The 26,590-nt window shown below is 38.9% G+C and carries 22 protein-coding genes and 3 pseudogenes; 18 read left to right on the top strand and 7 right to left on the bottom strand.

Going from position 1 to position 26,590, the window contains the following annotated elements; genetic code table 11:
* The 15 genes from DW083_RS14605 to DW083_RS14535 all read left to right on the top strand — a co-directional run.
* Nucleotides 1-950, top strand: a 950-nt coding sequence (locus DW083_RS14605) for a glycosyltransferase family 1 protein (protein ID WP_147382145.1), incomplete at its 5' end; no start/stop codon positions are given.
* Entirely contained in the window at nucleotides 947-1,849 is a 903-nt protein-coding gene (locus tag DW083_RS14600) for a glycosyltransferase (RefSeq protein WP_122332865.1), read from the top strand. The genes DW083_RS14605 and DW083_RS14600, both read left to right, overlap by 4 nt.
* A 34-nt stretch (nucleotides 1,850-1,883) precedes the next feature.
* Nucleotides 1,884-3,014, top strand: a complete 1,131-nt coding sequence (locus DW083_RS14595) for a glycosyltransferase (protein ID WP_122332864.1) — start codon at nucleotides 1,884-1,886, stop codon at nucleotides 3,012-3,014.
* A complete protein-coding gene (locus DW083_RS14590) occupies nucleotides 2,998-3,987 on the top strand; it encodes a glycosyltransferase family 8 protein (protein WP_122332863.1) in 990 nt (329 codons plus the stop codon). The genes DW083_RS14595 and DW083_RS14590 overlap by 17 nt, the downstream gene beginning before the upstream one ends.
* Before the next feature lie 12 nt (nucleotides 3,988-3,999).
* Nucleotides 4,000-5,205 (top strand): UDP-N-acetyl-D-mannosamine dehydrogenase, encoded by a 1,206-nt coding sequence (gene wecC, locus DW083_RS14585; protein ID WP_122332873.1) that lies wholly within the window; start codon nucleotides 4,000-4,002, stop codon nucleotides 5,203-5,205.
* Between the two features lie 3 nt (nucleotides 5,206-5,208).
* Entirely contained in the window at nucleotides 5,209-6,363 is a 1,155-nt protein-coding gene (gene wecB / locus DW083_RS14580) for a non-hydrolyzing UDP-N-acetylglucosamine 2-epimerase (RefSeq protein ID WP_122332862.1), read from the top strand.
* Nucleotides 6,360-6,782 (top strand): hypothetical protein, encoded by a 423-nt coding sequence (locus DW083_RS14575; RefSeq protein WP_147382144.1) that lies wholly within the window; start codon nucleotides 6,360-6,362, stop codon nucleotides 6,780-6,782. The genes wecB and DW083_RS14575 overlap by 4 nt, the downstream gene beginning before the upstream one ends.
* Before the next feature lie 103 nt (nucleotides 6,783-6,885).
* Nucleotides 6,886-7,593: a glycosyltransferase family 4 protein gene (locus DW083_RS14570; RefSeq protein ID WP_122332860.1), complete on the top strand. Its 708-nt coding sequence runs from the start codon at nucleotides 6,886-6,888 to the stop codon at nucleotides 7,591-7,593.
* Nucleotides 7,565-8,248 carry a methyltransferase domain-containing protein gene (locus tag DW083_RS14565; RefSeq protein WP_158582118.1) on the top strand — a complete coding sequence of 228 codons (684 nt, stop codon included), beginning with the start codon at nucleotides 7,565-7,567 and terminating at the stop codon, nucleotides 8,246-8,248. The genes DW083_RS14570 and DW083_RS14565 overlap by 29 nt, the downstream gene beginning before the upstream one ends.
* On the top strand, nucleotides 8,245-9,246 hold the full coding sequence (locus tag DW083_RS14560; RefSeq protein ID WP_122332858.1) for a hypothetical protein: 1,002 nt from the start codon (nucleotides 8,245-8,247) through the stop codon (nucleotides 9,244-9,246). The genes DW083_RS14565 and DW083_RS14560 overlap by 4 nt, the downstream gene beginning before the upstream one ends.
* A complete protein-coding gene (locus DW083_RS14555; protein ID WP_122332857.1) occupies nucleotides 9,243-10,457 on the top strand; it encodes a glycosyltransferase family 4 protein in 1,215 nt (404 codons plus the stop codon). Before DW083_RS14560 ends, DW083_RS14555 begins: the two co-directional genes overlap by 4 nt.
* On the top strand, nucleotides 10,444-11,334 hold the full coding sequence (locus DW083_RS14550; RefSeq protein ID WP_122332856.1) for a DUF6056 family protein: 891 nt from the start codon (nucleotides 10,444-10,446) through the stop codon (nucleotides 11,332-11,334). Before DW083_RS14555 ends, DW083_RS14550 begins: the two co-directional genes overlap by 14 nt.
* Nucleotides 11,335-11,467: 133 nt before the next feature.
* Nucleotides 11,468-12,118, top strand: coding sequence for a hypothetical protein (locus DW083_RS22015; protein ID WP_147382143.1), 651 nt, complete (start codon nucleotides 11,468-11,470; stop codon nucleotides 12,116-12,118).
* Between the two features lie 2 nt (nucleotides 12,119-12,120).
* The gene (locus tag DW083_RS14540) at nucleotides 12,121-13,062 is read left to right on the top strand and encodes a glycosyltransferase family 2 protein (RefSeq protein ID WP_199659183.1); all 942 of its coding nucleotides are present in this window, start codon (nucleotides 12,121-12,123) and stop codon (nucleotides 13,060-13,062) included.
* Nucleotides 13,063-13,344: 282 nt separating this feature from the next.
* Complete coding sequence (locus tag DW083_RS14535) at nucleotides 13,345-14,922, top strand: RNA-binding domain-containing protein (RefSeq protein ID WP_122332854.1); 1,578 nt, start codon at nucleotides 13,345-13,347, stop codon at nucleotides 14,920-14,922.
* Between the two features lie 76 nt (nucleotides 14,923-14,998).
* Here DW083_RS14535 and DW083_RS23645 read toward each other — a convergent pair.
* Nucleotides 14,999-15,126, bottom strand: a pseudogene (locus DW083_RS23645) (transcriptional regulator); the annotation flags it as partial.
* A gap of 56 nt (nucleotides 15,127-15,182) precedes the next feature.
* Between DW083_RS23645 and DW083_RS14525 the strand changes: the two are divergent.
* A pseudogene (locus DW083_RS14525) lies at nucleotides 15,183-15,940 on the top strand (glycosyltransferase family 2 protein).
* Nucleotides 15,941-15,965: 25 nt separating this feature from the next.
* Nucleotides 15,966-18,484: pseudogene (locus DW083_RS14520) on the top strand (YfhO family protein).
* Nucleotides 18,485-18,514: 30 nt separating this feature from the next.
* On the opposite strand, the gene DW083_RS14515 reads toward DW083_RS14520, so the two are convergent.
* The 6 genes from DW083_RS14515 to rpsO all read right to left on the bottom strand — a co-directional run bounded on the left by DW083_RS14515 (nucleotide 18,515) and on the right by rpsO (nucleotide 24,497).
* Nucleotides 18,515-19,513, bottom strand: coding sequence for a glycosyltransferase family 2 protein (locus DW083_RS14515; protein WP_122332853.1), 999 nt, complete (start codon nucleotides 19,511-19,513; stop codon nucleotides 18,515-18,517).
* Nucleotides 19,514-19,515: 2 nt separating this feature from the next.
* On the bottom strand, nucleotides 19,516-20,289 hold the full coding sequence (locus DW083_RS14510; protein WP_122332871.1) for a bifunctional 2-polyprenyl-6-hydroxyphenol methylase/3-demethylubiquinol 3-O-methyltransferase UbiG: 774 nt from the start codon (nucleotides 20,287-20,289) through the stop codon (nucleotides 19,516-19,518).
* A gap of 61 nt (nucleotides 20,290-20,350) precedes the next feature.
* On the bottom strand, nucleotides 20,351-21,769 hold the full coding sequence (gene ahcY, locus DW083_RS14505; protein ID WP_115498365.1) for an adenosylhomocysteinase: 1,419 nt from the start codon (nucleotides 21,767-21,769) through the stop codon (nucleotides 20,351-20,353).
* Between the two features lie 44 nt (nucleotides 21,770-21,813).
* A complete protein-coding gene (locus tag DW083_RS14500) occupies nucleotides 21,814-23,469 on the bottom strand; it encodes an AMP-binding protein (protein WP_115498366.1) in 1,656 nt (551 codons plus the stop codon).
* A gap of 12 nt (nucleotides 23,470-23,481) precedes the next feature.
* Nucleotides 23,482-24,066, bottom strand: coding sequence for a helix-turn-helix domain-containing protein (locus DW083_RS14495; RefSeq protein WP_122332852.1), 585 nt, complete (start codon nucleotides 24,064-24,066; stop codon nucleotides 23,482-23,484).
* Between the two features lie 161 nt (nucleotides 24,067-24,227).
* Nucleotides 24,228-24,497, bottom strand: a complete 270-nt coding sequence (gene rpsO / locus DW083_RS14490; RefSeq protein ID WP_115498368.1) for a 30S ribosomal protein S15 — start codon at nucleotides 24,495-24,497, stop codon at nucleotides 24,228-24,230.
* Between the two features lie 171 nt (nucleotides 24,498-24,668).
* Between rpsO and typA the strand changes: the two genes are divergently transcribed.
* Nucleotides 24,669-26,465 (top strand): translational GTPase TypA, encoded by a 1,797-nt coding sequence (gene typA / locus DW083_RS14485; RefSeq protein WP_115498369.1) that lies wholly within the window; start codon nucleotides 24,669-24,671, stop codon nucleotides 26,463-26,465.
* Nucleotides 26,466-26,590 lie beyond the last annotated feature (125 nt).

The following is a 26,590-nucleotide window of genomic DNA, read 5'->3' as shown; positions in this document are numbered from 1 at the left end:
TATATATACATGAAAATAAGAATTTTTCAAATGTATACACATTGTTTCCTTATTTGAATAGTCGATATAGGGATAAGCTAATTGGAAGAATAAATAATGCATTATTAGATTATCACTATTGTAAGAAAGATTTTGATATTTTCCATCCAACTTATTATGAGTTATCTTTTCTGGAGCGTATAAAAGGTAAACCTTTTGTCTTAACGGTGCATGATATGTATAATGAGCGGTTTAATGTTGATTCTGGAAATGTTATATTTTTTAAGAAAGAATTGATTAAGCGAGCAGATAGAATTATAGCAATAAGTGAAAATACAAAAAAGGATATATTGCAAATATACGATATAGACGAAAAGAAAATCTCTGTTGTGTATCATGGCTTTCGAGCTGTCGAAAGTCTAATAAGGCCAGAAGGCCTTATTAGACAACCATATGTACTTTTTGTAGGAGGGCGGGGTGATTATAAAAATTTTGATAGATTTATTAAGGCTTTTGCTTATTTGGTGACTAAATATGCTGATTTGAATTTAGTTTGTACGGGAAACATTTTTACGAAAGAAGAACTTATGAATTTTAAAAAATTAAACATATCAGAAAAAGTACATCATTGTTTTTCTACAGAAAAAGAATTGGCATGGTTATATGCAAATGCGGAATTTTTTGTTTTTCCTTCTATTTATGAGGGATTTGGTCTCCCTTTGTTAGAAGCATTTTATTATGGAGCACCTTCTATTGTTAGTAATACAAGTTGTTTCCCTGAAATTGCAAATGATGCCGCTTTGTTTTTCAATCCATATGAAATAGACTCTATGATTAGTAATATGGATAAATTGTTATCATCGGATAGTCTGAAAAATCAACTCATACGATGTGGTAAATTTAGAGTGGAACAGTTTTCGTGGAGAAAAACGGCAGAGGAAACAAATACTATTTATGAGAGTTTATTATGAAGAATGTTTCTGTTGTTCTATGTACGTATAATGGTGAGAAATATATACGGGAGCAGTTGGAGTCTATTTTAAATCAAACATATCCAGTGTATGAGGTCGTTATTCAGGATGATAAGAGTACGGATGATACAGTTGATATAATAAAAGAGTATGAATCAAAGTATTCATTTGTGAAATTATTTATTAATGATAATAATAAGGGGTTTTGTCAGAATTTTTTGAGCGCTTATTTATTAGCGTCTGGAGATTATATCCTAAGTTGCGATCAAGATGATATATGGGATAATAATAAAGTCAATATTTTAGTGAACAGTATAGAAAATAATATGCTGATTTTCTCGAATTCAGTACTTTTTGATGCGAATAAGAATTTTCAATATAAGTCGATCCCATTTTATTCTCAGTATATTTCTGTGTTAAAACCATTTGTATTAGGGCATCAGATTATGTTTGATTGTCGGTTGCTTGCTGATATTCAGTATTTTATAGATCATTCATATCCGTATGATTATTATATTTTTTTAAAGGCAATGTCTATAGGAACTGTTAAATATATAGATAAACCTCTTGTTAAATGGCGTCGACATAATTTGGCTATAACGTATGTGGAGAAAAATAAAAATGAAAAGGGATTAGTTGGGTATTATAAATCACTTTTGTCGCTTAGAGATAAAAATAAGAGAGAACGTTCTGCTTCTTATTTTTATGGAATAAGAAAGTATGTGCATTATAATGATGAATCTTTGAATAGAGTTATAGCCTTAATGGCAAAAGGTGATTTGCTTTCAATTATGAGAGCATCTTTTATATGCTTAATGAATTATAGGAAGTTATATCCTGGTAAATTGAGATTGGTAATATTATTGAGATCTTTTTTTGTTCCAATATTCTTTTATTGATAAGTATGGAAAAGGAATAGTTAAAATATAATCTATGAATATATTGTATTATTATAGAGATAGTTTGTCTTTAATGGATTCATGGCAAAAGATCCATTTTTTAGATGAACTGCGAAGAATGGGGCATATAGTAACTATTTTTAATTATCTTGATTATTCTAATCTGTTTCAAGCGAATGAAGAAATAATTGCTAAGTTGAAAAATAGGGCTTGGGATTTTTTTATGACTGCTCATGGATGTGATTTACTGTTCCCTGAAACTATACAAGAAATAAGGAAATTGGGGATTCCTTCTTTATTGATTTGTTTTGATAACTTACATGCTCCATTTATGCATAAATCAATAGCTCCTTTTTTTGATCTTGTTTGGTTGACATCTTTCGAAACAAAACCACTGTTTGAGAAATGGGGGTGTAATTGTATATTCCAGCCGTATGCTGCAAATCCATACACTTATTTTCCTCATTACGGAAAAGAAATAAAAACAGTAGGTTTTATTGGGACTCCTTATGGGACACGTATTGAAAAAATTAATGATCTTGTTAATTCAAATGTGAATTGTACCGTGTATTCGGATAAGGTTAATGTTGCGGGAATTATTCCTAAAAGAAAGAAAGGAATACAAGATTACTGGGAGATGTTACGTTTGGATTTTGATTTGATCAGATTTCCAGTAGGAAGGAAGGTTTTAGAAGCTAAATATTGTAAAAAAATTCTTGTAAAAAATTCTGCACTGAATATTGCTTCTGAATATTTGAATGTATATCCGTCAGTTTCTTTTGAAAAAATGAATGAATTATATTCTAATTTCTCATTAACTTTGGGTATTACCGAATTATGGGATACATATGTATTGTCAAAACCAATACATAAATTACATTTACGAACATTTGAAATACCTATGTGTGGTGGATTGCAGTTAGTTTCATATGTTAATGAGTTAGGGGAATATTTTGAAGAAGATAAGGAGATCATATTCTATCGTTCTAAAGATGAGTTTATTGAAAAGGCTACTTTTTATTTATCAAAAGATAAATACACATTACGACAAAAAATGAAATTAGCAGCTCGATACAGGGCTGAACATGAACATACATGGAGAAATAGATTTGAGAATATTTTTAACATAATGGGAGTTGATAAAATATATGGAAAAAAGTTATGAAATTGCATTAGCAACAGATTCTAATTATATTATACCTACGACGGTTTTATTGAAATCTTTGTTTGTTAATAATTGTGAGTGTGAATTTGTTGTAAATGTGTTATATTTAACTGATAGACTTTTAGATAAGGATGTGTGCTTCCTTAAAGAATATATAAAACAGCATGGTCATAAAAGTCGTTTTTTATCAGTCTCTGAGGATATATTGGGAAATGTACCTGATTGTCGGCATACAAAAAGTACTTATCTACGTCTTTTTTTGCCTCAGTTAATGCCCATAGAAGTAGATAAAGTCCTTTATTTAGATTCTGATATTGTTATTTCCGGCTCTATAGTAAATCTTTTGCAATTAGATCTTGATTCATATAGTTTAGCCGCTGTGAAAGAAAGTATAAATATTTATGATAAATCTTATCAGGTAGCTTTAGGTATACCTGTTGTAAATGATTATTTTAATGCAGGTGTAATTTATTTGAATTTGAAAAAAATGCGTGAAGATAATGCTGTTTCTAATTGTCTATCCTATTTGAATAATAATTTGAATGTAATCAAGGCAAATGATCAGGATGTTCTAAACGGAGTGTTTTGGGGAAGTGTAAAATACATATCTCCAATATATAATTTTAACTATTGGATAGAAAAGGATATCGCATTACAGTTGTTTTCCAAAGAAGAATATAAAGAAGTAAAAACAAGTCCTCGTATAATTCATTATATAGGTCCGATAAAGCCATGGCTATTTTTATCTATGCATCCAAAGAAAAAAATTTGGTGGTATTATCTTAAACAAACTCCTTTTAAAAAGTACAAACCAATAGGGAAAAATACTAAAAATATCATGTTGTATCCTGTTTTTATGGTCATTTCTATGATTAAAAGAAATGTTACTATGAAAATGAAACAACAAATGGGATTCTTATTGCCATTAAAATTAAAAATTGATTTAAAACGTTGTATCTTTAAAGTTCAATAGGAAATGAATATGATTAAAGTTGTTTTTATGGGTCTTGGTTACATAGGCCTTCCTACTGCAACAGTTGCGGCAAATAAAGGATTGCAGATTGTTGGAGTTGATATAAATGCAAGAGTTGTAGATACAATCAATCAAGGTAAGATTCATATAATAGAACCTGGACTTCAAGAATTAGTTAGGAATGTTGTGACTGCAGGCAATCTGCGAGCTTCACTTGTTCCTGAAGAAGCTGATGTCTTTTTAATTGTTGTACCAACCCCATTTAAGGGAGGAAATCATGAACCGGATATCACCTATGTTGAGGCAGCAACCAAAGCGATAATTCCATATTTAAAAGAAGGTAATTTGTATATTATTGAGTCCACATCTCCTGTTGGAACAACAGAAAAAATGATGCAACTTATTTATACAGAACGCCCTGAATTGAAAAATATGATCTATATAGCTTATTGTCCTGAACGTGTGTTACCTGGGAATGTTTTGTATGAGTTAGAACATAATGATCGTGTAATCGGTGGGGTTAATGAAATTTCGACAGAAAAAGCAATTCAATTCTATTCGCAATTTGTTAAAGGAAATTTGCATAAGACGAACTCAAGGACTGCCGAAATGTGTAAATTGACAGAAAATTCATCACGAGATGTTCAGATCGCTTTCGCGAATGAATTATCCTTAATCTGTGATAAAGCAGGAATTAATGTCTGGGAATTGATTGAATTGGCAAACAAGCATCCGAGAGTGAATATTTTACAGCCAGGTTGTGGGGTAGGAGGACATTGTATAGCAGTAGATCCGTATTTTATAACCGCTGATTTTCCTGTTGAGTCACAATTAATTTCTAAATCAAGAGAAATTAATAATTATAAATCTTTTTGGTGTGCGGAAAAGATTAAAAATACAATTCTTGAATTTGAATTAAAACATAAGCGTAAGCCTATTGTTGCAATAATGGGCTTGGCGTTTAAGCCTAATATAGATGATTTGAGGGAAAGTCCAGCTAAATATATTGCTCAGAAGGTTATGCAAGCAGAGTTAGACGGTTTGCTAATAGTAGAGCCTAATATTTCAGAACACCCTGTTTTTAAGTTAACAAATTATGAAGAGGCTTACGGGAAAGCTGATATTGTTGCTTTTTTGGTCGCTCATAATGAGTTTAAAGCTTTGCCTTGGAAAGAAGATAAGGTGATTCTTGATTTTTGTGGAATATTTAAAAAGTAAAAAATGAAAAAGGTAATGCTTGTTTTTGGAACTCGTCCTGAAGCCATCAAAATGGCTCCATTAGTGAAAGAGTTGCAAAAGTATCCAGATAGGTTTGATACGATTGTTTGTGTAACGGGGCAACATCGTCAAATGTTAGATCAGGTCCTTCAATTGTTTGAAATTGTACCGGACTATGATTTGGATATAATGAAGCCTGGACAGGATTTATACGATATAACGTCTCGTATTTTATTAGGAATGAGAGAGGTGTTTGATCAGATTATTCCAGATATAGTATTAGTTCATGGCGATACAACAACTTCAATGTCTGCAGCATTAGCCGCTTTTTACAAGCAAATTCCAGTGGGGCACGTGGAAGCAGGATTGAGGACTTATAATATATATAGTCCTTGGCCAGAAGAAGTTAACCGCCAAATAACGAGCCGGATTTCAGTATTTAATTTCGCTCCTACTAAGCTAAGTGCTTCCAATTTGAAAAAAGAAGGGGTTAAAGAAGAAACGATTACAATCACTGGGAATACGGTGATTGATGCATTGCACTATGTGGTGAATAAGTTGGAACTGGATTCCAGTTTATCAGGTGGTATTAAGAAGGAATTAAAAAGTTTAGGATTTTCAGAGGAATCTCTAAATACTTGGGGATATTCTCGCCGTATGGTTTTGATAACCGGACATCGCCGTGAGAATTTTGGTGATGGTTTTTTACATATTTGTCAGGCGATAAAAACGTTAGCAGAAAAATATCCTGATACGGATTTTGTTTATCCTGTACATTTGAATCCCAATGTACAGAGACCTGTAAATGAGCTGTTGAGTCATATCTCGAATGTCTATTTGGTAAAACCTTTAGAATATCTACCTTTTGTTTATTTGATGAAGCGAGCTTATTTCATTTTAACAGATTCAGGTGGAGTCCAAGAGGAGGCACCCGGTCTTGGTAAGCCTGTATTGGTTATGCGTGATACTACAGAGAGACCGGAAGCTGTAGAAGCAGGAACTGTAACATTGGTAGGTACGAATTCTAAAAAGATAGTACAATGTTCTACATTATTGTTTGAGGATGAATCTGTTTATAAAAAAATGTCAGATGCCAATAATCCATATGGTGATGGTAGAGCAACTATCCGAATTGTTAAAGTATTGGGGGATATGTGATGAAAGTTCTTGTTATTAATAATGCAATGACCCCTTATGTGAAGGCTGTGTATGATAGGGTAGTCGATATGGGTACCTCTGTTACAATTGTAATTCCAGAATCTGTTGACTCAAAAGTTGTTGGAGCAGGGGTTAAACAAATTGATTCAACAGTGGATAAAATAAAAATTGTAAAGGCCTTACAAAAAAGATTATGGTATGGAAAATTAGGGTTATTAAACTTAAAGGATATAATTCTTTCAGAATCACCTGATATTGTTACATTATGTTGGCCTTATTTGTTGCAATTGTTTTTTCAACCATCGTTAAGAAAGTTATTGAAGCAAACTGATACAAAATTAATGATTGCAGAAATACCCTTTATGGTCCCTCCTTATGGAAATATTATTTCTTATTATCGAAAGAATATTTTTTTATAATGAGAATATGGGAGATTGTTAGTAAAGGAATACTCTTTTAATCTTAAATCATTTGTGACAATGTTTTTAAGAAAAGAAATGTTATTCTTGGGCTGATGGTACAATAAATTATTTAGATATTTCAAAAGATTTATGGGCATCATATGGTGTCCATAAAGATAAAGTTTATGTTGTTCATAATTCAACAGATACAGATATACTCTTTTCTCAAAAAGAAAAAATACTAAAAGAGTCTCCTCTTTTGCCATCAAGAAGATATATATTGCATATAGGTCGTTTAGTAAAATGGAAGCGAGTTGATTTGCTAATAGATGCTTTTAATTTGTTCTCTCATAAATATCAAGATGTTTGTTTATTGATAATAGGAGATGGGCCTGAATATAAAACATTGAAACAAATGTCAGTTGATTTAGGATTAAGTGATAAAGTTATATTTATTGGGGCTGTATATGATTCATTTCAATTAGGTCAATATATGACGGAATCTTCAATATATGTATTGGCTGGCATGGGAGGGCTTTCTATTAATGATGCTATGGCCTATGGATTACCCATTATATGCTCTAGAGCAGACGGAACAGAGACCTATTTAGTTAAAGAAAATTATAATGGACTATTTTTTAAAGAAGGAGATAAAGTTGATTTAGCAAGTAAAATAGAACAATTGCTGATAGATGATTCTAAAAGGAAGATGATGGGGGAAAACTCTTTGAAGATTATAAAAGAAAAAGAGAATGTAAATGTAGTTAGTCGAAATTATTGGAATGCTTTTAATCAAATATATGGGAAGGTTACGCAGATATATAAGTAGTTTTTTTAGAAAACCAATTCAGTTTAGTGATCAGTTACGGACTGAACCTATAAGTCGTAAGTTTGGTTTTGATCGAGGATGTCCTATAGATCGTTACTATATTGATTCTTTTTTGAAGCAGAATCAAAATTTTATCACAGGATCTGTCCTTGAGATTGCTGAAAGTACTTATAGTAAACAGTTTGGGCATGATATATCATCGTATGAAATTCTTCATTATGATGATTCTAATAAGAATGCAACGATTGTCGGTGACTTGACTAAACCGGATACTTTACCGCAGGAAAGGATTGATTGTTTTATTTGCACACAAACCTTAAACTTTATTTTTGATGTACAAAAGGCCATTGAAGGTAGTTATAAAGTATTGAAACAAGGCGGTACATTGTTGTGTACAGTTTCTGGGATATCTCAAATTTCTCGTTATGATATGGATCGATGGGGAGATTATTGGCGTTTTACAGATCTCTCGATTCGAAAATTGATGGAATCTGTTTTTGGAGAAGGAAATGTGGAAATTGTTACGTTTGGGAATGCATTAGCTGCTACTGCATTTTTGCAAGGTTTGGCTGTGGATGATTTACCGGAGATTTCTTTGTTAGATAAAAAAGACCCTGATTATCAAATAACAATTGGAATAAAGGCTACTAAATGATGAGGAAAATATTGCAGTATATTTTAGATCGTTTAGTCTATTTTTTATATCGAAATTCGGTTGTAATAGGGAACTTCTCTCATTTCTGGTGTAATATACCGATTCCAATTTCCTATCCCCAACAAAGCCAGACTCATCCGTCAATTTTGTATATCAAACAAGGTTGGAATGGGGCTACCCACTGGTTAGGAACGACTCCCTATCCTAATGCTCAAATAGAGTATGAAAATCCTTGTATTTATTATGCAAATGTCCTAAATGAGGAACTTCCTATACGATTTATCCCAATAGAAAAAAATCCGATATTAGATTGGCCTGGTGGCGACTGTTTCAATTCTGATATAGAATTATATTATGCGGATAATGTGCTCTATTCAATTATTCGGGAATATGATAATAGTACACTATCAAAGAAATTGAAAGTCCAGTATTCGGAAGATGGGCAACATTGGAGTAAGTCCCGTTTATTTTTTGAAACGATAGATCCTAAACAAGAGTTATTATCACCTTCTATTATTCAGCATAAGGGTAAACTACGTCTTTACTGCTTGAATGGTGATGCCGGTATTTCAAAAAGAGGGAACTGCACTGGCATTCATATTTTGGAAGGGGATGATTTAAAACAATCGGCTTTTAAGGAAATTGCTACAGGGATATTTACAAATAAAGAACAGGTCCGGATAGAACCTTGGCATTGTTGTTTATTTGAGTATCAACAAAAATTATATATGCTTTTTTGTGGGCGGGATCATAAGCAAAAAACATTTCGCTCTCCAATGGAGACTTATTTAGCTGTCTCTGAAGATTATCAGAATTTCTATATTTATGAAAAGCCGATAGTTGCTCATATTAAAACCTATCGTCCTTCTGCTTATATTGATGGAGATCAATTACATTTATATTTTTCTGTTGTCGGATATATTGATAATTTTCATGAAGACAGGCGGATTGGATATACTTGTCTGAACATGAAGGAACTGCTCAAAATCTTGCAATGAAAGTAGTTATTTTAAATACATCCGAACGTACCGGAGGGGCTGCAGTAGCTGCCGGACGTTTAGGTAAAGCTTTAAGGAAGGCCGGAATACAGGTAGATAAACTTGTCCGGGAAGATACATGGTTAAACCGTTTTCGATTTTATTGGGAGCGGTTGATTATTTTTTTGCTTAATCATTTGAGTAGAAAGAACCTGTTTACGGTTTCCATTGCCAATACCGGAGTGGATGTCTCCAACCATCCTTTGGTAAAAGAAGCGGATATTATTCATCTTCATTGGGTTAATCAGGGATTTCTTTCATTAAAAGATATAAAGGCACTTACCAAACTGGGTAAGCCGATTGTATGGACTATGCATGATATGTGGCCTTGTACTGGTATTTGCCATCATGCGAGGGATTGCGAAAAGTTTCAAACACGGTGTGAGGCTTGTTTCTTTTTGAACTCAAAGGGTAAAGATCTTTCAACTTTTGTTTTTGATAAAAAGCAAGCTATATATAAAGATGCGAATATGACTTTTGTTGGTTGCAGTCAATGGCTTGCAAACCGAGCAAGGCAGAGTCGCTTGTTACAAAACAAAACGGTTCTATCGATCCCGAATCCAATTGATATGAATATTTATCATCCTGTGGACCAGGGGCAGGCTCGTCAATCTTTAGGATTGCCTTTAGGTAAGAAACTCTTGTTATTTGGGGCGTTGAATGTTACGGATAAACGAAAGGGGATAGACTATCTGATTGCGGCTTTGCAAGAAGTAAAGAATCAAGATATTGAACTTGTTGTTTTTGGACAGGTAAAAGAAGATATTCGAAATCTTTTCCCTGTGCCGATTCATCCTATGGGTTATTTGTCTGATGAATCTAAGATTGTAGAGCTATATAATGCAGTAGATGTGTTTATAACCTCTTCCTTAGAGGAAAACCTACCGAATACAATTATGGAATCGATGGCATGTGGAACCCCTTGTGTCGGATTTGAAATAGGCGGTATTCCGGAAATGATCGATCACAAAATAAATGGCTATGTCGCAAACTATATGGATGCAAACGATTTAGCTAATGGTATCCAATGGATTTTAAACAACCCGAATCCTCAAGCCCTTTTAGATGCCTGTGTAAAGAAAGTGCAGGAAAATTACGGGGAACAAATAGTAGCAGAGAAATATCTTGCATTGTATCAGAATTTATTACATAATAGTGATGAAAGAATATAAGTTGGCTAAATATTATTTGATTTTGTTTTATGGAGTAGTAGGTATTCTCTTCTATCTGTTATCGGTTTATACTCCTTTAATGGCAGATGATTTTTCTTTTGCCTATAGGTATGGTAAAAACGGAGCGGATATTTTATATCCAATTACAAATTTGTCGGATATTGCTGTCTCTCAATATTATCATTATTTTGTATCTAATGGACGAACTCCAGTTCAATTTATAGAACAATTGTTCGCAGGGTTACTTGGACGTGATTTATTTAATCCGTTTAATACTCTAATATTTTTAATTTTTTTGTGGGTATGTGTATCATTAATTAGCCAAAAGAAGAAAAGCCTTTATATCGTAACAGCGTTGTTTTTATTGTTCTGGTTTTTATTACCTGTGCCAGGAGAGACTTTACTATGGATGTCTGGAAGTGTTTGTTATTTGTGGGCTTCTTGTTTTGTGCTCTTGTTTTTGTATCTATTTTTGAAAATAGATACGATGAGCATACCAAAATGTATGTATCCTCTCTTATTTGTATTGGGAATGCTTGCCGGTTGGGTCCATGAAGGATTGACAGTTGGGGTTTCAGGATGTCTATTTCTTTATTTCTGTTTTCATTCGGGAAAGTTTAGAGGAAATGTTATTCCTTTGACTTTAGGCTTTTGGTGTGGAACTTTATTAGTTTTTAGTTCTCCTGGTATTTGGGCAAGAGGTTTAGATTCTTTTGATTTAGTTTCATTTATAATGCTTCGTGTGCGCTTTGCATTGTATATTAAAGCATTTTGGATACTAATATTTATTCTCTTATATTTGTTTTTTCGAAAACGGGAGATTTTTAAGGAATTCCTTAAAAAAAAATGCTATACTTTTAGGTATAGCATTTTTTGAGTTTCTATTTGGTTGTTTGATTGGTTTACAGTCTATACGGCAAACATTCTTTGTGGAATTATTTTCAATTCTGTTAATAGCTAAATATTTTGTTGACTATGGAAATTCTGTTTACAGATACAAAGTGTACTATTTGTTAGTAGGTTTGTGTTTGTTTATTCCAGATTATGCATACTCTTTGAATGCGTGCCAAAAGAATTATAAATTGTATCAATCTGTTTTTAAAGAATATCGTAATAGCGAGGATGGGGTGATCCCGACTGATTATAGACGCGAATCAACTTGGTTTTCAACGCATGATATGAACCGATTTGTCCATCCTTATTTCTTCTCTCATAATGCTCAGTATTATTTAAATTGTTATTTGCCATTTTATATTCATAATGATCGTTTAATTGTTTTGCCTCGGATGATCTATGAACAATTGTATTTAGAGGATTCGTTTTGTCAGCCACAAAATAGAAGTATAGTCGAGAATGGTGATTTTTATACACGTCCTGATATTGACTTTTATGTGATGCCGTTGGATAAGAATGACTTGAATGATTATGAATCAATGAGCGTTTCCTATAAATTTAATATGGATTCCATAAATATACCCTGGTATATAAAGCCTATACGTTCTTATATTAAAAGATTAAATCCCAATGAGCAGTTGTCTTATGGAACTTCAATAACAAGACTGAAGAGTCGTTTGGGGAATTCTTACCTTCTGATTGATAAACCTTATGCTACGGATTTAGGTGCTAAAGTTGTAAGGATTGAGTTTATATCTAATAAGTGATTATGATGAGACTATCAATTGTTGTCCCTTGTTATAATGAAGAGTTGGTTCTTCAGGAAACTACTACCCGTTTGGGGGCTGTTTTAGAATCTTTGATACACAAGCAAAAAATATCTTCTGACAGCTTTGTTCTTTATGTCAATGATGGTAGTCGGGATAAAACCTGGTCGATTATTGAATCTTTGCATTCTGCCAATCCTTATGTAAAGGGATTGAATTTAGCAGGTAATGTCGGACATCAAAATGCGCTGATGGCAGGGTTGATGACGGCGAAGGAGGGTGCGGATATTTTAGTGTCGATCGATGCTGACCTACAGGATGACGTGAACGTTATAGAAGAAATGGTGGACAGGTATCAAGAAGGGTATGATATTGTTTATGGGGTTCGTAGTTCGCGGGATTCGGATACTTTTTTTAAGAAGAATACGGCATTGGCATTTTATAAACTGATGTCTTGGTTAGGTGTGAAGTCTGTTTATAATCATGCGGACTATCGTTTAATGAGTAAGAGGGCTGTTGAGCAGTTAGGCTATTATAAAGAGCGAAATTTATTTTTAAGAGGAATTGTCCCTTTGATAGGATATGAAACGACCTCTGTTTATTACCGGCGTAGTGAACGCTTTGCGGGAGAATCGAAATATCCGCTAAGTAAAATGTTTAATTTCGCGGTGGATGGAATTACTTCTTTTTCTGTGAGACCGCTACGATTAATAGCTTCTCTTGGCTTTCTTTTCTTGTTTTGTAGTTTGATAGCTGTTGTTTATACGTTATATGTTTATTTTAATGGTGAAACTGTAGCAGGCTGGGCTTCTTTGATGTTATCTGTTTGGTTTTTGGGCAGTCTTATTTTGATCGCTATCGGTATTGTGGGGGAATATATTGGTAAGATATATTTAGAGGTAAAAGAAAGGCCCCGATATAATATTGAGAAGTTTTTGAGTTAAAAGACTCATCGTCTTTTTACTCGTAGAAGTTTTCTGAAAGCATATATCTATTGAACTAAAAACACCTATGTTTTGTCATCAAAGCATAGTGTTTTTAGTTTATCATGAATGTTAATCGGCTAAATGGAAAAAGGTTTTATGCGCAAATAAAGAAAAATAACGACAAATAAGTTGAATTTCAGAAAGGAAGGATATAGAATACTTAATAATTCTTATATTTGTTCTGTATCTATGGAAAGGACTGGTTTAGTCAAAATTGTTGAATAATATAATTAAAAATGGATGGCCTTGCATATTAATATAGAACAGCTACTATCTACTCGGACAATAGAAAGCAATCGCATTGAATTTAAAGAAGGGTGGAATCCTGCTCCTATCTATCGGACGATATGTGCTTTTGCAAATGATTTTGACAATATCGGAGGAGGATATATCGTTATTGGTATCAGAGAGAAAGACGGTATTGCTGCCCGTCCTGTATGTGGGTTGGAAGAGGAACAAATTGATAAGATCCAAAGAGAGATATTGCAGTTTAATAATTTGATAGAACCAGTATATTTCCCGAAAGTTTCAATTGAAGAGATTGATGATCGTAAAGTCCTTGTGATCTGGGTCCCAGGTGGCTCAAATCGACCTTATAAGGTTCCGGATGATGTGAAGGCAAAAAATAAAACCTATAATTATTATATCCGTTATAATTCTTCATCGATTATTGCAAAAGGAGAAAATGAGCAGGAATTGATAAGTTTATGTAATCAAATACCTTTCGATGACAGAGTTAACCAGAGTGCTACGATAAATGATATTTCAGGGACGTTGGTCCGGGATTTTTTAATCCGAACAAAAAGTAAGTTGGTGGATCAATTGGAAAGTATGAGTTTATCGGATATCCTTGCTCGGATGGATCTCATAGTCGGCCCACAGGAAAGAGTTTTGCCGAAGAATGTAGCTTTGATGCTTTTTAATTATGAACCGTATCGATTTTTCCCTTATACACAAATTGATATTGTAATTTACCCGGAAGGCAAAATGGAAAATCCTTCGAGTATAATTGAGATACCTTCGATAAAAGGACCAGTGCATTTGATGATTGCAGAAGCGTTGAATTATCTGAAAACGAATGTGATTAAAGAGAAAATTAAAAAAGTTCCAAATCAGGCGGAAGCAATAAAGTTTTATAATTATCCGTATCAGGCGTTGGAAGAGGCAGTTGTGAATGCTCTTTATCATAGGAATTACCAAGAAAGAGAACCTGTTGAAATCGTAATTAATCCTGATAAAATAGAGATAATCAGCTATAATGGTCCTGATCGGTCAATCCATATTTCTGATTTGAAAGCGGGAAATAATATACGGGCTCGTAGATATCGCAACCGGAAGTTGGGAGATTATTTGAAGGAGTTGGATTTGACTGAGGGACGGGGAACCGGTATTCCTACTATACAGAAAGAATTACAATCCAATCGTTCCGAAAGAGCTGTTTTTGAAACGGATGAAGAACGAACTTATTTTCTGGTCGAAATACCTTGCCATAAAGATTTTATAGAACCTGAAATGAGAGAAATAGATCGTGAGGAATTAGCCAATATCCGGTTTGAATATAAGTATTTACAGAAGTATCAAAGTGTATTGTCTTTTCTGGCATCTCATAATGCAAAGAGAGGGGAAATATTGGAGTTCATTCATGTTTCTGATAATTATTATAATAAAACGAAATATATAAGAACATTGTTAGGTTATGGACTAATAGAAATGACCAAGGAAAATTTGCAAGATCCTAATCAAGGCTATCGAATTACGGAAAAAGGCTTGCGCTACCTTGAAATACTTAAGAAAGAGCAATTTTCAGGTAAAGAGTAGTTAGTAAGTTAGTTAGTAAGTTAGTTAGTAAGTTAGTTAGTAAGTTAGTTAGTAAGTTAGTTGGCGTTCATCCCTGTTAACTTGGTACGACGCCTACTTCACTTCCAAATAAGCAAAGGACCTGGTTCACTTTATCCAACCGGAGCGATTCTTTTCCTTGTTCCAGTTCACGACAAAGCGTAAGCCTACACCTGTTTTGTTTGACTCTTGAATATCTTTCTTATCTTTGCACAGAAACAAAAATAGATCACTAAGTCTATATGCAGCAACCTTTATTCTCAATCATAACAATTACATATAACGCATCACGTTGGGCGGAACAGACTTTTCTGAACGTGTTGAGCCAGTCGTATCCACATATCGAGTATATCGTGATAGACGGCGGGTCGACGGATGGAACTGTCGATATTATCAAACGGTATGAATCGGGGTTTGCCTATTGGGTGAGCGAACCGGATAAGGGTATTTATGATGCGATGAATAAGGGGCTTCAAAAGGCGACGGGCGATTATGTCTGGTTTATCAATGCCGGTGATTCTTTATGTACGGCGGATACGGTCCAGCGGGTAGCTCCCTGATACAAAAGAGGAAGGCTCTGCCGGATGTGGTCTATGGTGAAACGAATATCGTGGATGAGGAAGGCCGGTCGTTAGGCCTCAGGCGGCTTAAGGCTCCCCGGAAGCTTTCGTGGAAGAGTTTTCGGATGGGTATGTTGGTTTGCCACCAGTCGTTTATAACAAAACGTACGATTGCTCCGTTATATGATTTACAATATCGCTACTCTGCCGATTTTGACTGGTGTATCCGTTGCATGAAGCAGGCCGGGGTGTTGTATAATACGCATCTCACCCTGTCCAATTTTCTGGATGGAGGGACGAGTACGATGCAAAGAAAAGCATCATTGCGAGAACGATATGCGATTATGTGCAAATATTATGGTACTTTTGCTACGGTTTTGCTTCATGGGTGGTTTGCTGTCCGTTTCTATACGGCCAAACTACTGAAAGGGCGCGTTTGATAGTATGAATTTTAATGACATATATATGAAGGATTTGCTAAAGCAGTGGGGAAAACACATTGTTGCCCTGATCTTGTTTTTAGGTCTGGTGATGGTCTATTTTTCACCGGCGGTGTTTGACGGGAAAGTGGTTATGCAGGGTGATAATATCAAGCTGTCGGAATGGGACATAGCCAGATGGATCAGTATGCCAAGACTGCACAACCCGGCGAGTTCAGTGCCTGGTCGGACGCTATGTTCGGGGGAATGCCGTATGTGGCCGGATATGGACAGCCTGCGCCGAGTATGCCTTCTTACACGATTGTAGACGGTTGGTTGAAAAAGGTCGGTTATGGTGATGCGGCTATGGTTTTTGTCGGTTTGGTCAGTTTCTATCTTCTGATGTGTATCATGGGAGTGAACTGGTGGCTGGCCATTGCCGGGGCGATTGCCTTTGCCTTTGCTTCGTATAATATCATCATAATAGAGGCCGGGCATATTGTGAAGGCTTATGTGATTGGATATATGCCGGTAACGTTGGCGGGGATGGCTTTGCTGTTCAGGCGTTCTTACCTGTGGGGGGCTGTCCTGTTCTTGTTGGGGGTAGCTTTGTCTTTAGCGAACGGGCATATTCAGATTACCTATTATTTGGTGTTGCTTTGCCTGTTTATCTATGTAGGATATGTGATTAAGAAAATCCGGGAGAAAGCGTATGGAGAATGGTTGAAGACCTCGTTGATTATGGTTGCTTGTGTCATTTTGGCGGTATTGCCTAATGCACAAGGTATGTATTCCAACTGGGATTTGAGCCAGCATTCGACTCGTGGTGCAACGGAATTGACGCCTAAGCCTGATGCTTCGGGAAAGGTGGAAAAGGTTTCTACCGGTCTGGATAAGGATTATGCTTTCCAGTGGAGTTACGGGTGGAAGGAGCTGCTGACGGTTCTTGTGCCGAACACATATGGCGGAAGTTCCGGAGGTACGTTGGACAGTTCTTCCGAGTTGTATAAAGAATTGAAGAAAAACGGGGCGCAGGTAGGGAAAGAGTTGCGGACTTACACATATTGGGGGGATAAGATTTTTACTTCCGGGCCGGTTTATTTCGGGGCGTTGGTTTGTTTCTTGTTCGTTTTAGGGATGTTTGTGGTCCGGAATCGGATGAAATGGTGGCTATTTGCCGGTTCTGTCTTTCTGACTTTCCTGGCATTGGGGCGTAACTTCGATGCTTTCAACGATTTGATGTTCCATTATCTGCCGATGTATAATAAGTTCCGTACAGTTGAAATGGCGTTGGTGATACCGGGATTGGTATTCCCGATTATCGGTATTTGGGGACTGCGGGAAATCCTGGCACAGAAAGTGGACGAGGCCCGGTTGAAGAAAGGATTCCTTTGGTCGTTGGGCTTGACGGGTGGTATTTGTGTGATTCTTTGGTTGATGCCGTCTTTGTTGTTGAATTTCCAGTCTGCTTATGATGCCCAGTTCCAGAATCAGGTTCCGGAATGGTATTATACGGCTTTGTTGATGGACCGTGCTTCATTGGCTTCGGCTGATGCACTGCGCTCTTTGATCTTTATTTTGTTGGGAGCCGGTTTGCTTGTCTGGTTCTGGAAAGCGAAGAATAAAAAAACGGCTGCTACGGTAGTGAGTGCAGGTGTGGCAGTTCTGATTTTGGCTGACCTTTGGACGGTGGACCGCCGCTATTTGAATGACAGCAATTTTGTAAAACAGCAGCCGAGTGAAATGTATAAGGAAACAGTGGCCGATAAGGAAATCCTGAAAGATACGGATTCGACTTTCCGCGTTCTGAATATCAATAATCCCTGGCAGGAGACGAATACTTCCTATTATCATCATTCGATTGGCGGTTATCATGCTGTCAAGCTGCGCCGTTATCAGGAACTGATCGACCATCGTCTGGATGGAGAATTGCGTGGCATTATCGGGGCTTTGCAGAAAGCACAGACGGTAGATGATGTGATGTCTGCATTGGCGGCTTGTCCTTCTTTGAATATGCTGAATACCCGCTATATTATTTATAATCCGGAGCAGCAGCCGTTGAGAAATCCATACGCGTTTGGAAATGCGTGGTTCGTTGATAAACTGGATATTGTGGAGAATGCGGATGCCGAGATCGAGGCGTTGAATACAATTAATCCGTTAGAGACGGCTGTTGTCGATAAGCGTTTCCAGAAAGATTTGGAAGGATTTGTACCGCAGAAAGATTCAACAGCGACAATCGTGTTGGAAGAATACCGTCCAAACCGCTTGACATATAAGAGTAAAGCTGATAAGGAACAATTGGCTGTCTTTTCTGAAGTCTATTATCAGCCGGGATGGACGGCAACGATTGATGGTAAAGAAGTGCCGCATTTCCGTGCAGACTGGATCTTGCGAGGAATGCGTGTTCCGGCAGGCGAGCATACGATTGTGTTCGACTTCAGACCGCAAGGTTATGTCACGGCTGCTTATGTGGCTTCCTATAGCTCATTCCTGATCTTATTGCTGTTGATTGCAGCAGTCGGTTGGTCGGGGTGGCAGTATTGGAAAAAGAATAAAGAATAAGGATATGGTAGGGGCGAGGTTTTCTCGCCCTTATTTGTAGAATGTCTTTTGAAATGCCGAAAACTCCTCTTTTTTTAGGATTAACCGGTTCCATGTGGCATCCAGGAAACCGCAGCCGTATCCTAACAGCTGGATAAACGAGGCAATGATCGACAGGAAGCCGATCTTGATGCTTTTATTCTGTATGGTGGAATCTGCAAAGATCAGCAGGCAGAATAGGCCGAGCGGTAATAAACTCCATGCACAGAAGATACTGCCGATCAGGAAGAATAATACGCCTAAAGTAAAGATTGCCGGCAGTAGGTGGACCAGTTTAAGTGAATCCGGATATTTCTTATACAGATTGATTCGGGCAATACCCGAATTGTAGACCTGGCGGAAAAACTTGCGCCAGTCTGTGCGCCGTTTGTGATAGACCCATGCAGATGGGAACAGGCATACTTTATATCCGTTTTTAAAGAGGCGGATGCTGAAATCGATATCTTCTCCAAAGCGCATGGCGGAAAAGCCGTTGAGCGCCTCGTATGTGCTTTTACGGATTCCCATATTGAAGCTGCGAGGATAGAACTTATCCATTTTCTTCTTGCCTCCTCGGATGCCTCCTGTGGTGAAGAAGGAAGTCATGGAGTAGTTGATGGCTTTTTGAACATCCGTAAAGCTGTCTGAGGCCTTGTCCGGTCCTCCGAAAGCGTCCGCTCCTGTTTCCTGTAATTCTTTGTTTACCGATTTGATATAATCGGGGGGGAGGATACAATCCGAATCAAGAACGATCAGATAATCGCCTTTACTTTGTTTTGCTCCGTAGTTACGGGCATTTCCGGGGCCTCCGTTGGGAATATAGTAATAGGAAATAGCCAATTTATCCTTAAAAGCATCGACAACATGTTCACAAGTCTCTTTGGAGCCATCTTCAACGATGACGACTTCGAAGTTTGTTTCGCTTTGCCGTGTAAGACTGTCCAGCAGCTCCTCCACCTCATTCGGGCGGTTGTAGACAGGGATAATCAGGGATAAATGGGATGTTGCCATATCTATGAATTCTTTAAAATGTAATACCCGCAGGTCGTATAGAAATTACGGATATAAGGGATATTCAATATGCCCCATAGTTTCCGGGGACGGAGATTGAATTTTGTTTCGTAGTTCGGATTGATGAAGTAAAGGACTTCTTCGAGTATCTGGTAGTTCTCTTTATGCACGATTGAAAGAAAACGCTCCAATGAAATGCCGGTATCTTTGATCTCCAACAGTCCGTCCGGATTGACGCTACCCCATTCCAAAACTTTCTTATAGACAGGACGGGGCAATAGATGAATCCAGGGTGAATGGCTGAGAAGCTTGTTGCCGCATATTTGTTGATGTCCGCCGAATGGATTCTGCCAGGGAGGAAAAGCAACAAAAATGATACCGTAAGGATTCAAGAATCTTTTAATAAAAGGCAAGAATAATTCTTGGTTTGGGATGTGTTCTATCACATCCCGGATAATGATGATATCAAATGTGTTGTTTAGTTCTGTTACTTTGTAGATATCCTCACAGATCAGTGTCAGGTTTTTATTGTTGGGGTGTGTACTGTAAATATCTTTTGCAATGGCGATCTGACCTCCGTTGATGTCGATACCTGTCACTTTACAACCGAGATCCAGGAACGGTTTGATATTACCGCCTTCACCACAACCTATTTCGAGAATATTGGATTCGGCAGTTATCTGTCGATGTTTTTCGATAAACGGTATTACATATTTTTGTGTAGTAATACTTTGTTCCTTGAAATATAATTGTCTGTCTGCGTGTCTTGTTTGCATGTCTACAAAATAGAAATCCGGAAGGAATCCCTGATTTAAACAAGATCCTTCCGGAGAGATATTAATATCTGTAATGTTCAGCTTTGTACGGTCCTTCAACCGGCACGCCGATATAATCAGCTTGCTTCTGTGTCAACTTGGACAGCTTGACACCGATACGTTCCAGGTGGAGGCGGGCTACTTCTTCGTCCAAACGTTTGGGCAGGCGGTAAACACCGATTTCATAAGGCATTGTCCACAAATCCATCTGAGCCAGAACCTGATTCGTGAATGAGTTACTCATGACGAAAGACGGATGGCCTGTTGCACAACCTAAATTGACCAGACGGCCTTCTGCCAGCAGGAAGATGGAGTTTCCTGTCGGGAAAGTATATTTGTCTACCTGCGGTTTGATGTTAGTGTGCTTGATATTCGGATAGCTTACCAGCTTGTCTACCTGGATTTCGTTGTCGAAGTGGCCGATGTTACATACGATAGCCTGGTCTTTCATCTGAGCCATATGCTCGATAGTCAGGATATCGCAGTTGCCGGTAGTTGTAACAAATACGTTACCTTCCTTAACCGCTTCTTCCATTGTTGTTACTTCGAAACCTTCCATCGCAGCCTGTAAAGCACAGATCGGGTCGATTTCCGTAACCAGGACACGGGCGCCGTATGAACGCATGGAATGGGCGCAACCTTTACCGACATCGCCATATCCGGCAACTACTACCACTTTACCGGCGATCATTACATCCGTAGCACGCTTGATACCGTCAGCCAGTGATTCGCGGCAACCATACAGGTTGTCGAATTTGGATTTCGTAACGGAGTCATTGACGTTGATAGCCGGAACCAGCAACTCGCCTCTTTCCATCATCTGGTACAAGCGGTGTACGCCGGTTGTCGTTTCTTCGGAAACACCTTTCATTTCGGCTACTGTACGATGCCAGCGGGTATTGTCTTCAGCCAGGATACGGTTTAATGTATCCAAGATCACCTGTTCTTCATGGTTGCTACCTTTGCGGTTGATTGTTTCGGCATCGTTCTCTGCACGGTAACCCATGTGAACCAGCAGGGAAGCGTCACCACCGTCATCCACAATCATCTGCGGACCTTTACCGTCGGGGAAACGGAGCGCCATGTCGGTACACCACCAGTATTCTTCCAGTGTTTCACCTTTCCAGGCGAAAACGGGAACACCATCGGCAGCGATTGCTGCGGCAGCGTGGTCCTGTGTGGAGAAGATGTTACAGCTTGCCCAGCGAACATCTGCTCCCAACGCAACTAATGTTTCGATTAACACTGCGGTCTGAATCGTCATGTGCAGTGAGCCGGTGATACGAGCCCCTTTCAGGGGTTTCTGGTCGGCGTACTTCTTGCGGAGTGCCATAAGTCCCGGCATTTCGTGTTCGGCGATTTCGATTTCCTTGCGACCGAATTCTGCCAAACTCATATCTGCTACTTTATAAGGCAGATTAGTTGGAAATAATTGTGACATAAATTGATACTAAAATGTTAATGCCGCAAAGGTAGTAAAAAAACTTATACAGGCGTAATCCCTTGCTCTGCCAATAACTTTAATCCTAAGTCTTTCAATTTGAATTTCTGGATCTTTCCGCTACCGGTCATAGGGAAAGTATCGACGAAGAAGATATATTTCGGGATTTTATGGCGGGCGATTTTTCCGCGGCAGAAATCCTTGACGATATCTTCAGTCATTGTGACGCCGTCATGCAGAATGATGAAAGCGCCAACCTCTTCCCCGTATTTCTTCGATGGGACGGCTGCGACTTGTACATCTTTCACGCCTTCCAGGTGGTAAAGGAATTCTTCCAGCTCACGCGGATAGATGTTCTCACCTCCGCGAATAATCATATCTTTGATACGGCCGGTGATCCGGTAGTTGCCGCTTTCGTCTTTCACGCCCAGGTCACCGCTATGGAGGAAGCCGTTCTTGTCGATCACTTCAGCGGTTGCCTGCGGGTTATTATAGTAACCTTTCATGTTATTATAACCCCGGTTACACATTTCGCCCTGTACGCCAACCGGACATTCTTCTCCGGTCTCGGGGTCAATCACGCGTACTTCAGTAAACTCGTAGTCGTGTCCGACCGTATTATAGCGCACTTCTGCCGGATCTTCGATACGGGAATGCGTCATGCCGGGCGATGTCTCGGTCAATCCGTACACGCTTGTTACACGCATATACATTTTCTCTTCCACCTGTTTCATCAACTCGACAGGACAGAGAGAACCTGCCATGATGCCTGTACGCAGGGAAGTCAGGTCGAACATGCTGAACATCGGATGGTTGAGCTCGGCAATGAACATGGTCGGTACGCCGTATAGCGCCGTACAACGTTCTTTATGGATAGAAGCCAACACAACCAGCGGATCGAACTTCTCGACCATAACTTGCGTGCAGCCGTGTGTCAAGACATTCATGGATGCCAGTACGACACCGAAGCAGTGGAACAGCGGCACACAGCAGCAGAGTTTGTCCTCTCCCGTGAATTTCATATGCTCACCCGTCAGCAAACCATTATTGGCAATGTTATAGTGAGTCAACATGACCCCTTTCGGGAAACCGGTTGTACCGGATGTGTATTGCATGTTGACAACATCGTGCGGTGTTACCAACTTTTTGGCTTCAATTAAAGTCTCGTCACTTACATTTTCTCCTAAGAGCAGCAATTCGGGTGTGTTATACATCCCTCTGTACTTTTCCTGTCCGATGTAAACTACGTTCTTCAGGACCGGAAAACGCTTGCTTTTCAGGTAACCGCGTTGCGATTCTTTCAGTTCCGGAAGCATCGTGTACATCATGTCGACATAGCTGCCGTCGAATACGCCATCGGTAATACACATTGTATGGATATCGGCGTTTTCAACTAAAAACTCCAACTCGCTTTGTTTATAGTTTGTATTGACTGTAACAGCTACTGCGCCTATCTTGGCTGCTGCATACAGGAAAGTCAACCAGTCCGGGACATTTGTTGCCCAGATGCCGACATGCGTACCATGCTTGATCCCGATCGAAAGCATGCCTTTTGCCATCCGGTCTACACGTTCGTTAAATTCTTTCCAGGTGAAACGCAAGTCGCGGTCTGAATATACCAGGTATTCCCTGTCCGGCGTTGTCTCGGCCCAGTGTTCCATCCATTGGCCGAGTGTTTTATCTTGTAATTGTATTTCCATAAAGGCAGCGGATTAATAGGGGGTGTAAACGACTCCGAGTATTTTCGCCGTATTGTCGGCAGCGGCGTGTACATGGTGGGCCACGATCGAATCATAGTAGATGCTGTCGCCTTCTTCCAGAATGTAGGTATTTTTGCCATAGTTGATTTCGAGAATGCCTTCCAGTACATAGATGAACTCTTCCCCTTCATGAGTAGACAGGACAAAATCGACACCTTCTTTTGTCGGCGCAACGTCGATCAGGAACGGCTCCATGTGGCGTCCGGATTTATCCTGCGACAAGGAGTGATATTCCATGTGCTTGCGTGCTTTGCTGTCGTTATTGCTGAAGCCGATACTGTTCGTATCGTTGCTGTCTTTTTTACGGCAAATAACAGGACCGAGTTCGGCCTGATCGTCCAGGAATGTACCCAGGCGGACGCCCAATACGCGGGCTATCTTGATTAACGGGGCCAGAGACGGGAAGTCGATGTTGCCCTCGATGCGTTCTATTTGATCAATGCCTAAGCCTGAGCGTTCGGATACTTCCTCGATAGAAAGTTGTTTGGATTCACGGATGCTTTTGATTTTCGCTCCGATGATTTTGTTGTTTCCCATGAGTATTATTCGTTTATTGTTTGTTGATTCTTTTAATTTGTAACTGAACGGCGCAAAATTACATTAATTTTTCATTAATCAAAGTCCTTTCGTAAAAGAAAAAAAGGATGCCCTCCGTAGAGACCATCCTTTTCTGTAACTTCTTGCGAAGAAATTGTTTCTTACTTTCTGATACCAAGCTCTTTGATGATAGTACGATATCTTTCGATATCAGTCTTGATCAGGTAGTCCAGTAAACGGCGACGTTTACCTACCAACATCTTCAGAGCTCTTTCAGAGCTATGGTCTTTGTGATTAACCTTCAGATGTTCTGTTAAATGTGCGATACGTACTGTAAACAGTGCGATCTGGCTTTCTGCTGAACCTGTGTTTGTAGCAGATTTGCCATACTTTTCGAAAAGTTCTTTTTTCTTTGCTGAATCTAAAAACATGATTCTTTTGTACTTTAATAAATTAATACTATGTTATCTAAGCGGGGACAAAGGTAGGTATTCCTTTTTGATTGACCAATCTTTTTCAGTATCTTTTTTTATTTTGAAGCGCCATTGTCATATACTTCTCGCAAATTTATTGTAATTTTGTCGCCAATAAATTAGTTTTCAATGCAAAAGATTAGAAACATCGCGATTATCGCGCACGTAGACCACGGTAAGACAACGCTCGTGGATAAGATGTTATTAGCTGGTAAGCTTTTCCGTGAAGGACAGGCAGAGCCGGATCAGTTCCTGGATAACAACGACCTGGAACGCGAACGAGGGATCACGATCCTCGCCAAGAATGTCTCTATTAATTATAAAGGTTATAAAATCAACATTATCGATACTCCGGGCCACGCCGACTTTGGAGGTGAAGTGGAACGCGTATTGAACATGGCCGATGGCTGTCTGTTGTTGGTCGATGCTTTTGAAGGTCCGATGCCGCAGACGCGCTTCGTGCTTCAGAAGGCTATCCAGCTCGGGCTGAAACCGATCGTTGTGATTAATAAGGTAGACAAGCCGAACTGTCGTCCGGAAGAAGTACAGGAAATGGTATTTGACCTGATGTTCAGTCTTGACGCGACGGAGGAACAGCTCGATTTCCCGACTATTTACGGTTCTGCAAAGCAGGGTTGGATGTCGGAAGACTGGAGAGAACCGAAAGAAGATATTACGGCAGTGCTTGATGCTATCATTAAGTATATACCGGAACCTACGGTTTTGGAAGGAGCTTCACAGATGTTGATTACTTCATTAGACTATTCCAAATATGTAGGTCGTATCGCCGTAGGTCGCGTACATCGTGGAGAACTGCGCGAAGGGCAGGACATCATGCTGTGTAAACGTGACGGCTCGATGGTGAAATCCAAGATTAAGGAAATCGACGTATTTGAAGGTTTGGGACGTACAAAGGTGGATGCGGTCCAGTCCGGTGATATCTGCGCTGTTATCGGCGTAGAAGGCTTCGAGATCGGTGAAACGATTGCCGATGCAAACGAGCCGGAAGCGTTGCCGACAATTGCTATCGACGAGCCGACAATGTCTATGCTCTTTACCATCAATAACTCTCCGTTCTTCGGAAAAGACGGTAAGTTTGTGACATCCCGCCATATCTACGACCGTTTGATGAAGGAGCTGGATAAGAACCTCGCATTGCGTGTTGTTCCGACAGATTCTGCCGATGCCTGGTTGGTTTACGGACGTGGCGTGCTCCACTTGTCTGTGTTGATCGAAACCATGCGTCGTGAAGGCTACGAGTTGCAGGTCGGCCAGCCGCAGGTAATCATTAAGGAGATCGACGGTGTGAAATGCGAGCCGGTTGAACAATTGACAGTCAACCTGCCGGAAGAGTGTTCCAGCCGTATCATCGATATGGTAACCAAGCGTAAAGGTGAAATGACGATGATGGAAAGCAAGAACGACCGTATGCATTTGGAATTTACGATTCCTTCACGTGGTATCATCGGTTTGAATAATGCTGTCCTGACTGCTTCCGCCGGTGAAGCGATCATGGCGCACCGCTTCCTTGAATACCAACCGTGGAAGGGCGAAATCGAACGTCGTACGAACGGTTCCATTATAGCCATGGAGACAGGCACGGCTTATGCTTATGCCCTGAATAACTTGCAGTCTCGCGGACGTTTCTTCATCGCTCCCCAGGAAGAGGTTTACGCCGGACAGGTTGTTGGCGAACATACAAAAGACAATGATTTGGTTGTAAACGTAACGAAGTCCAAGAAGCTGACAAACATGCGTGCTTCCGGTTCCGACGATAAAGTATCTTTGGCTCCTCCTACTGTCTTTAGTTTGGAAGATGCTCTGGAATATATCAAAGGTGATGAATACGTGGAAATTACGCCGAACAGTATGCGTATGCGTAAGATCATTTTGGATGAACTGGAGCGCAAGCGTCAGGGAAGATAAGCGATAATGTAAGAGAAATCTGTTTATGGCGGCGTCGTGTATATTTTCGACGTCGCCATAAATATTTTCGGCGGCGTCAAAAATATACACGGCGTTGTCATAAATGGATTTTCCGTAGAATATCT

This window comes from Parabacteroides sp. AF48-14, from assembly GCF_003477465.1.
GTDB classification, from domain to species: Bacteria; Bacteroidota; Bacteroidia; order Bacteroidales; family Tannerellaceae; genus Parabacteroides; species Parabacteroides acidifaciens.
This window is presented reverse-complemented; position numbering and strand designations above follow the sequence as displayed.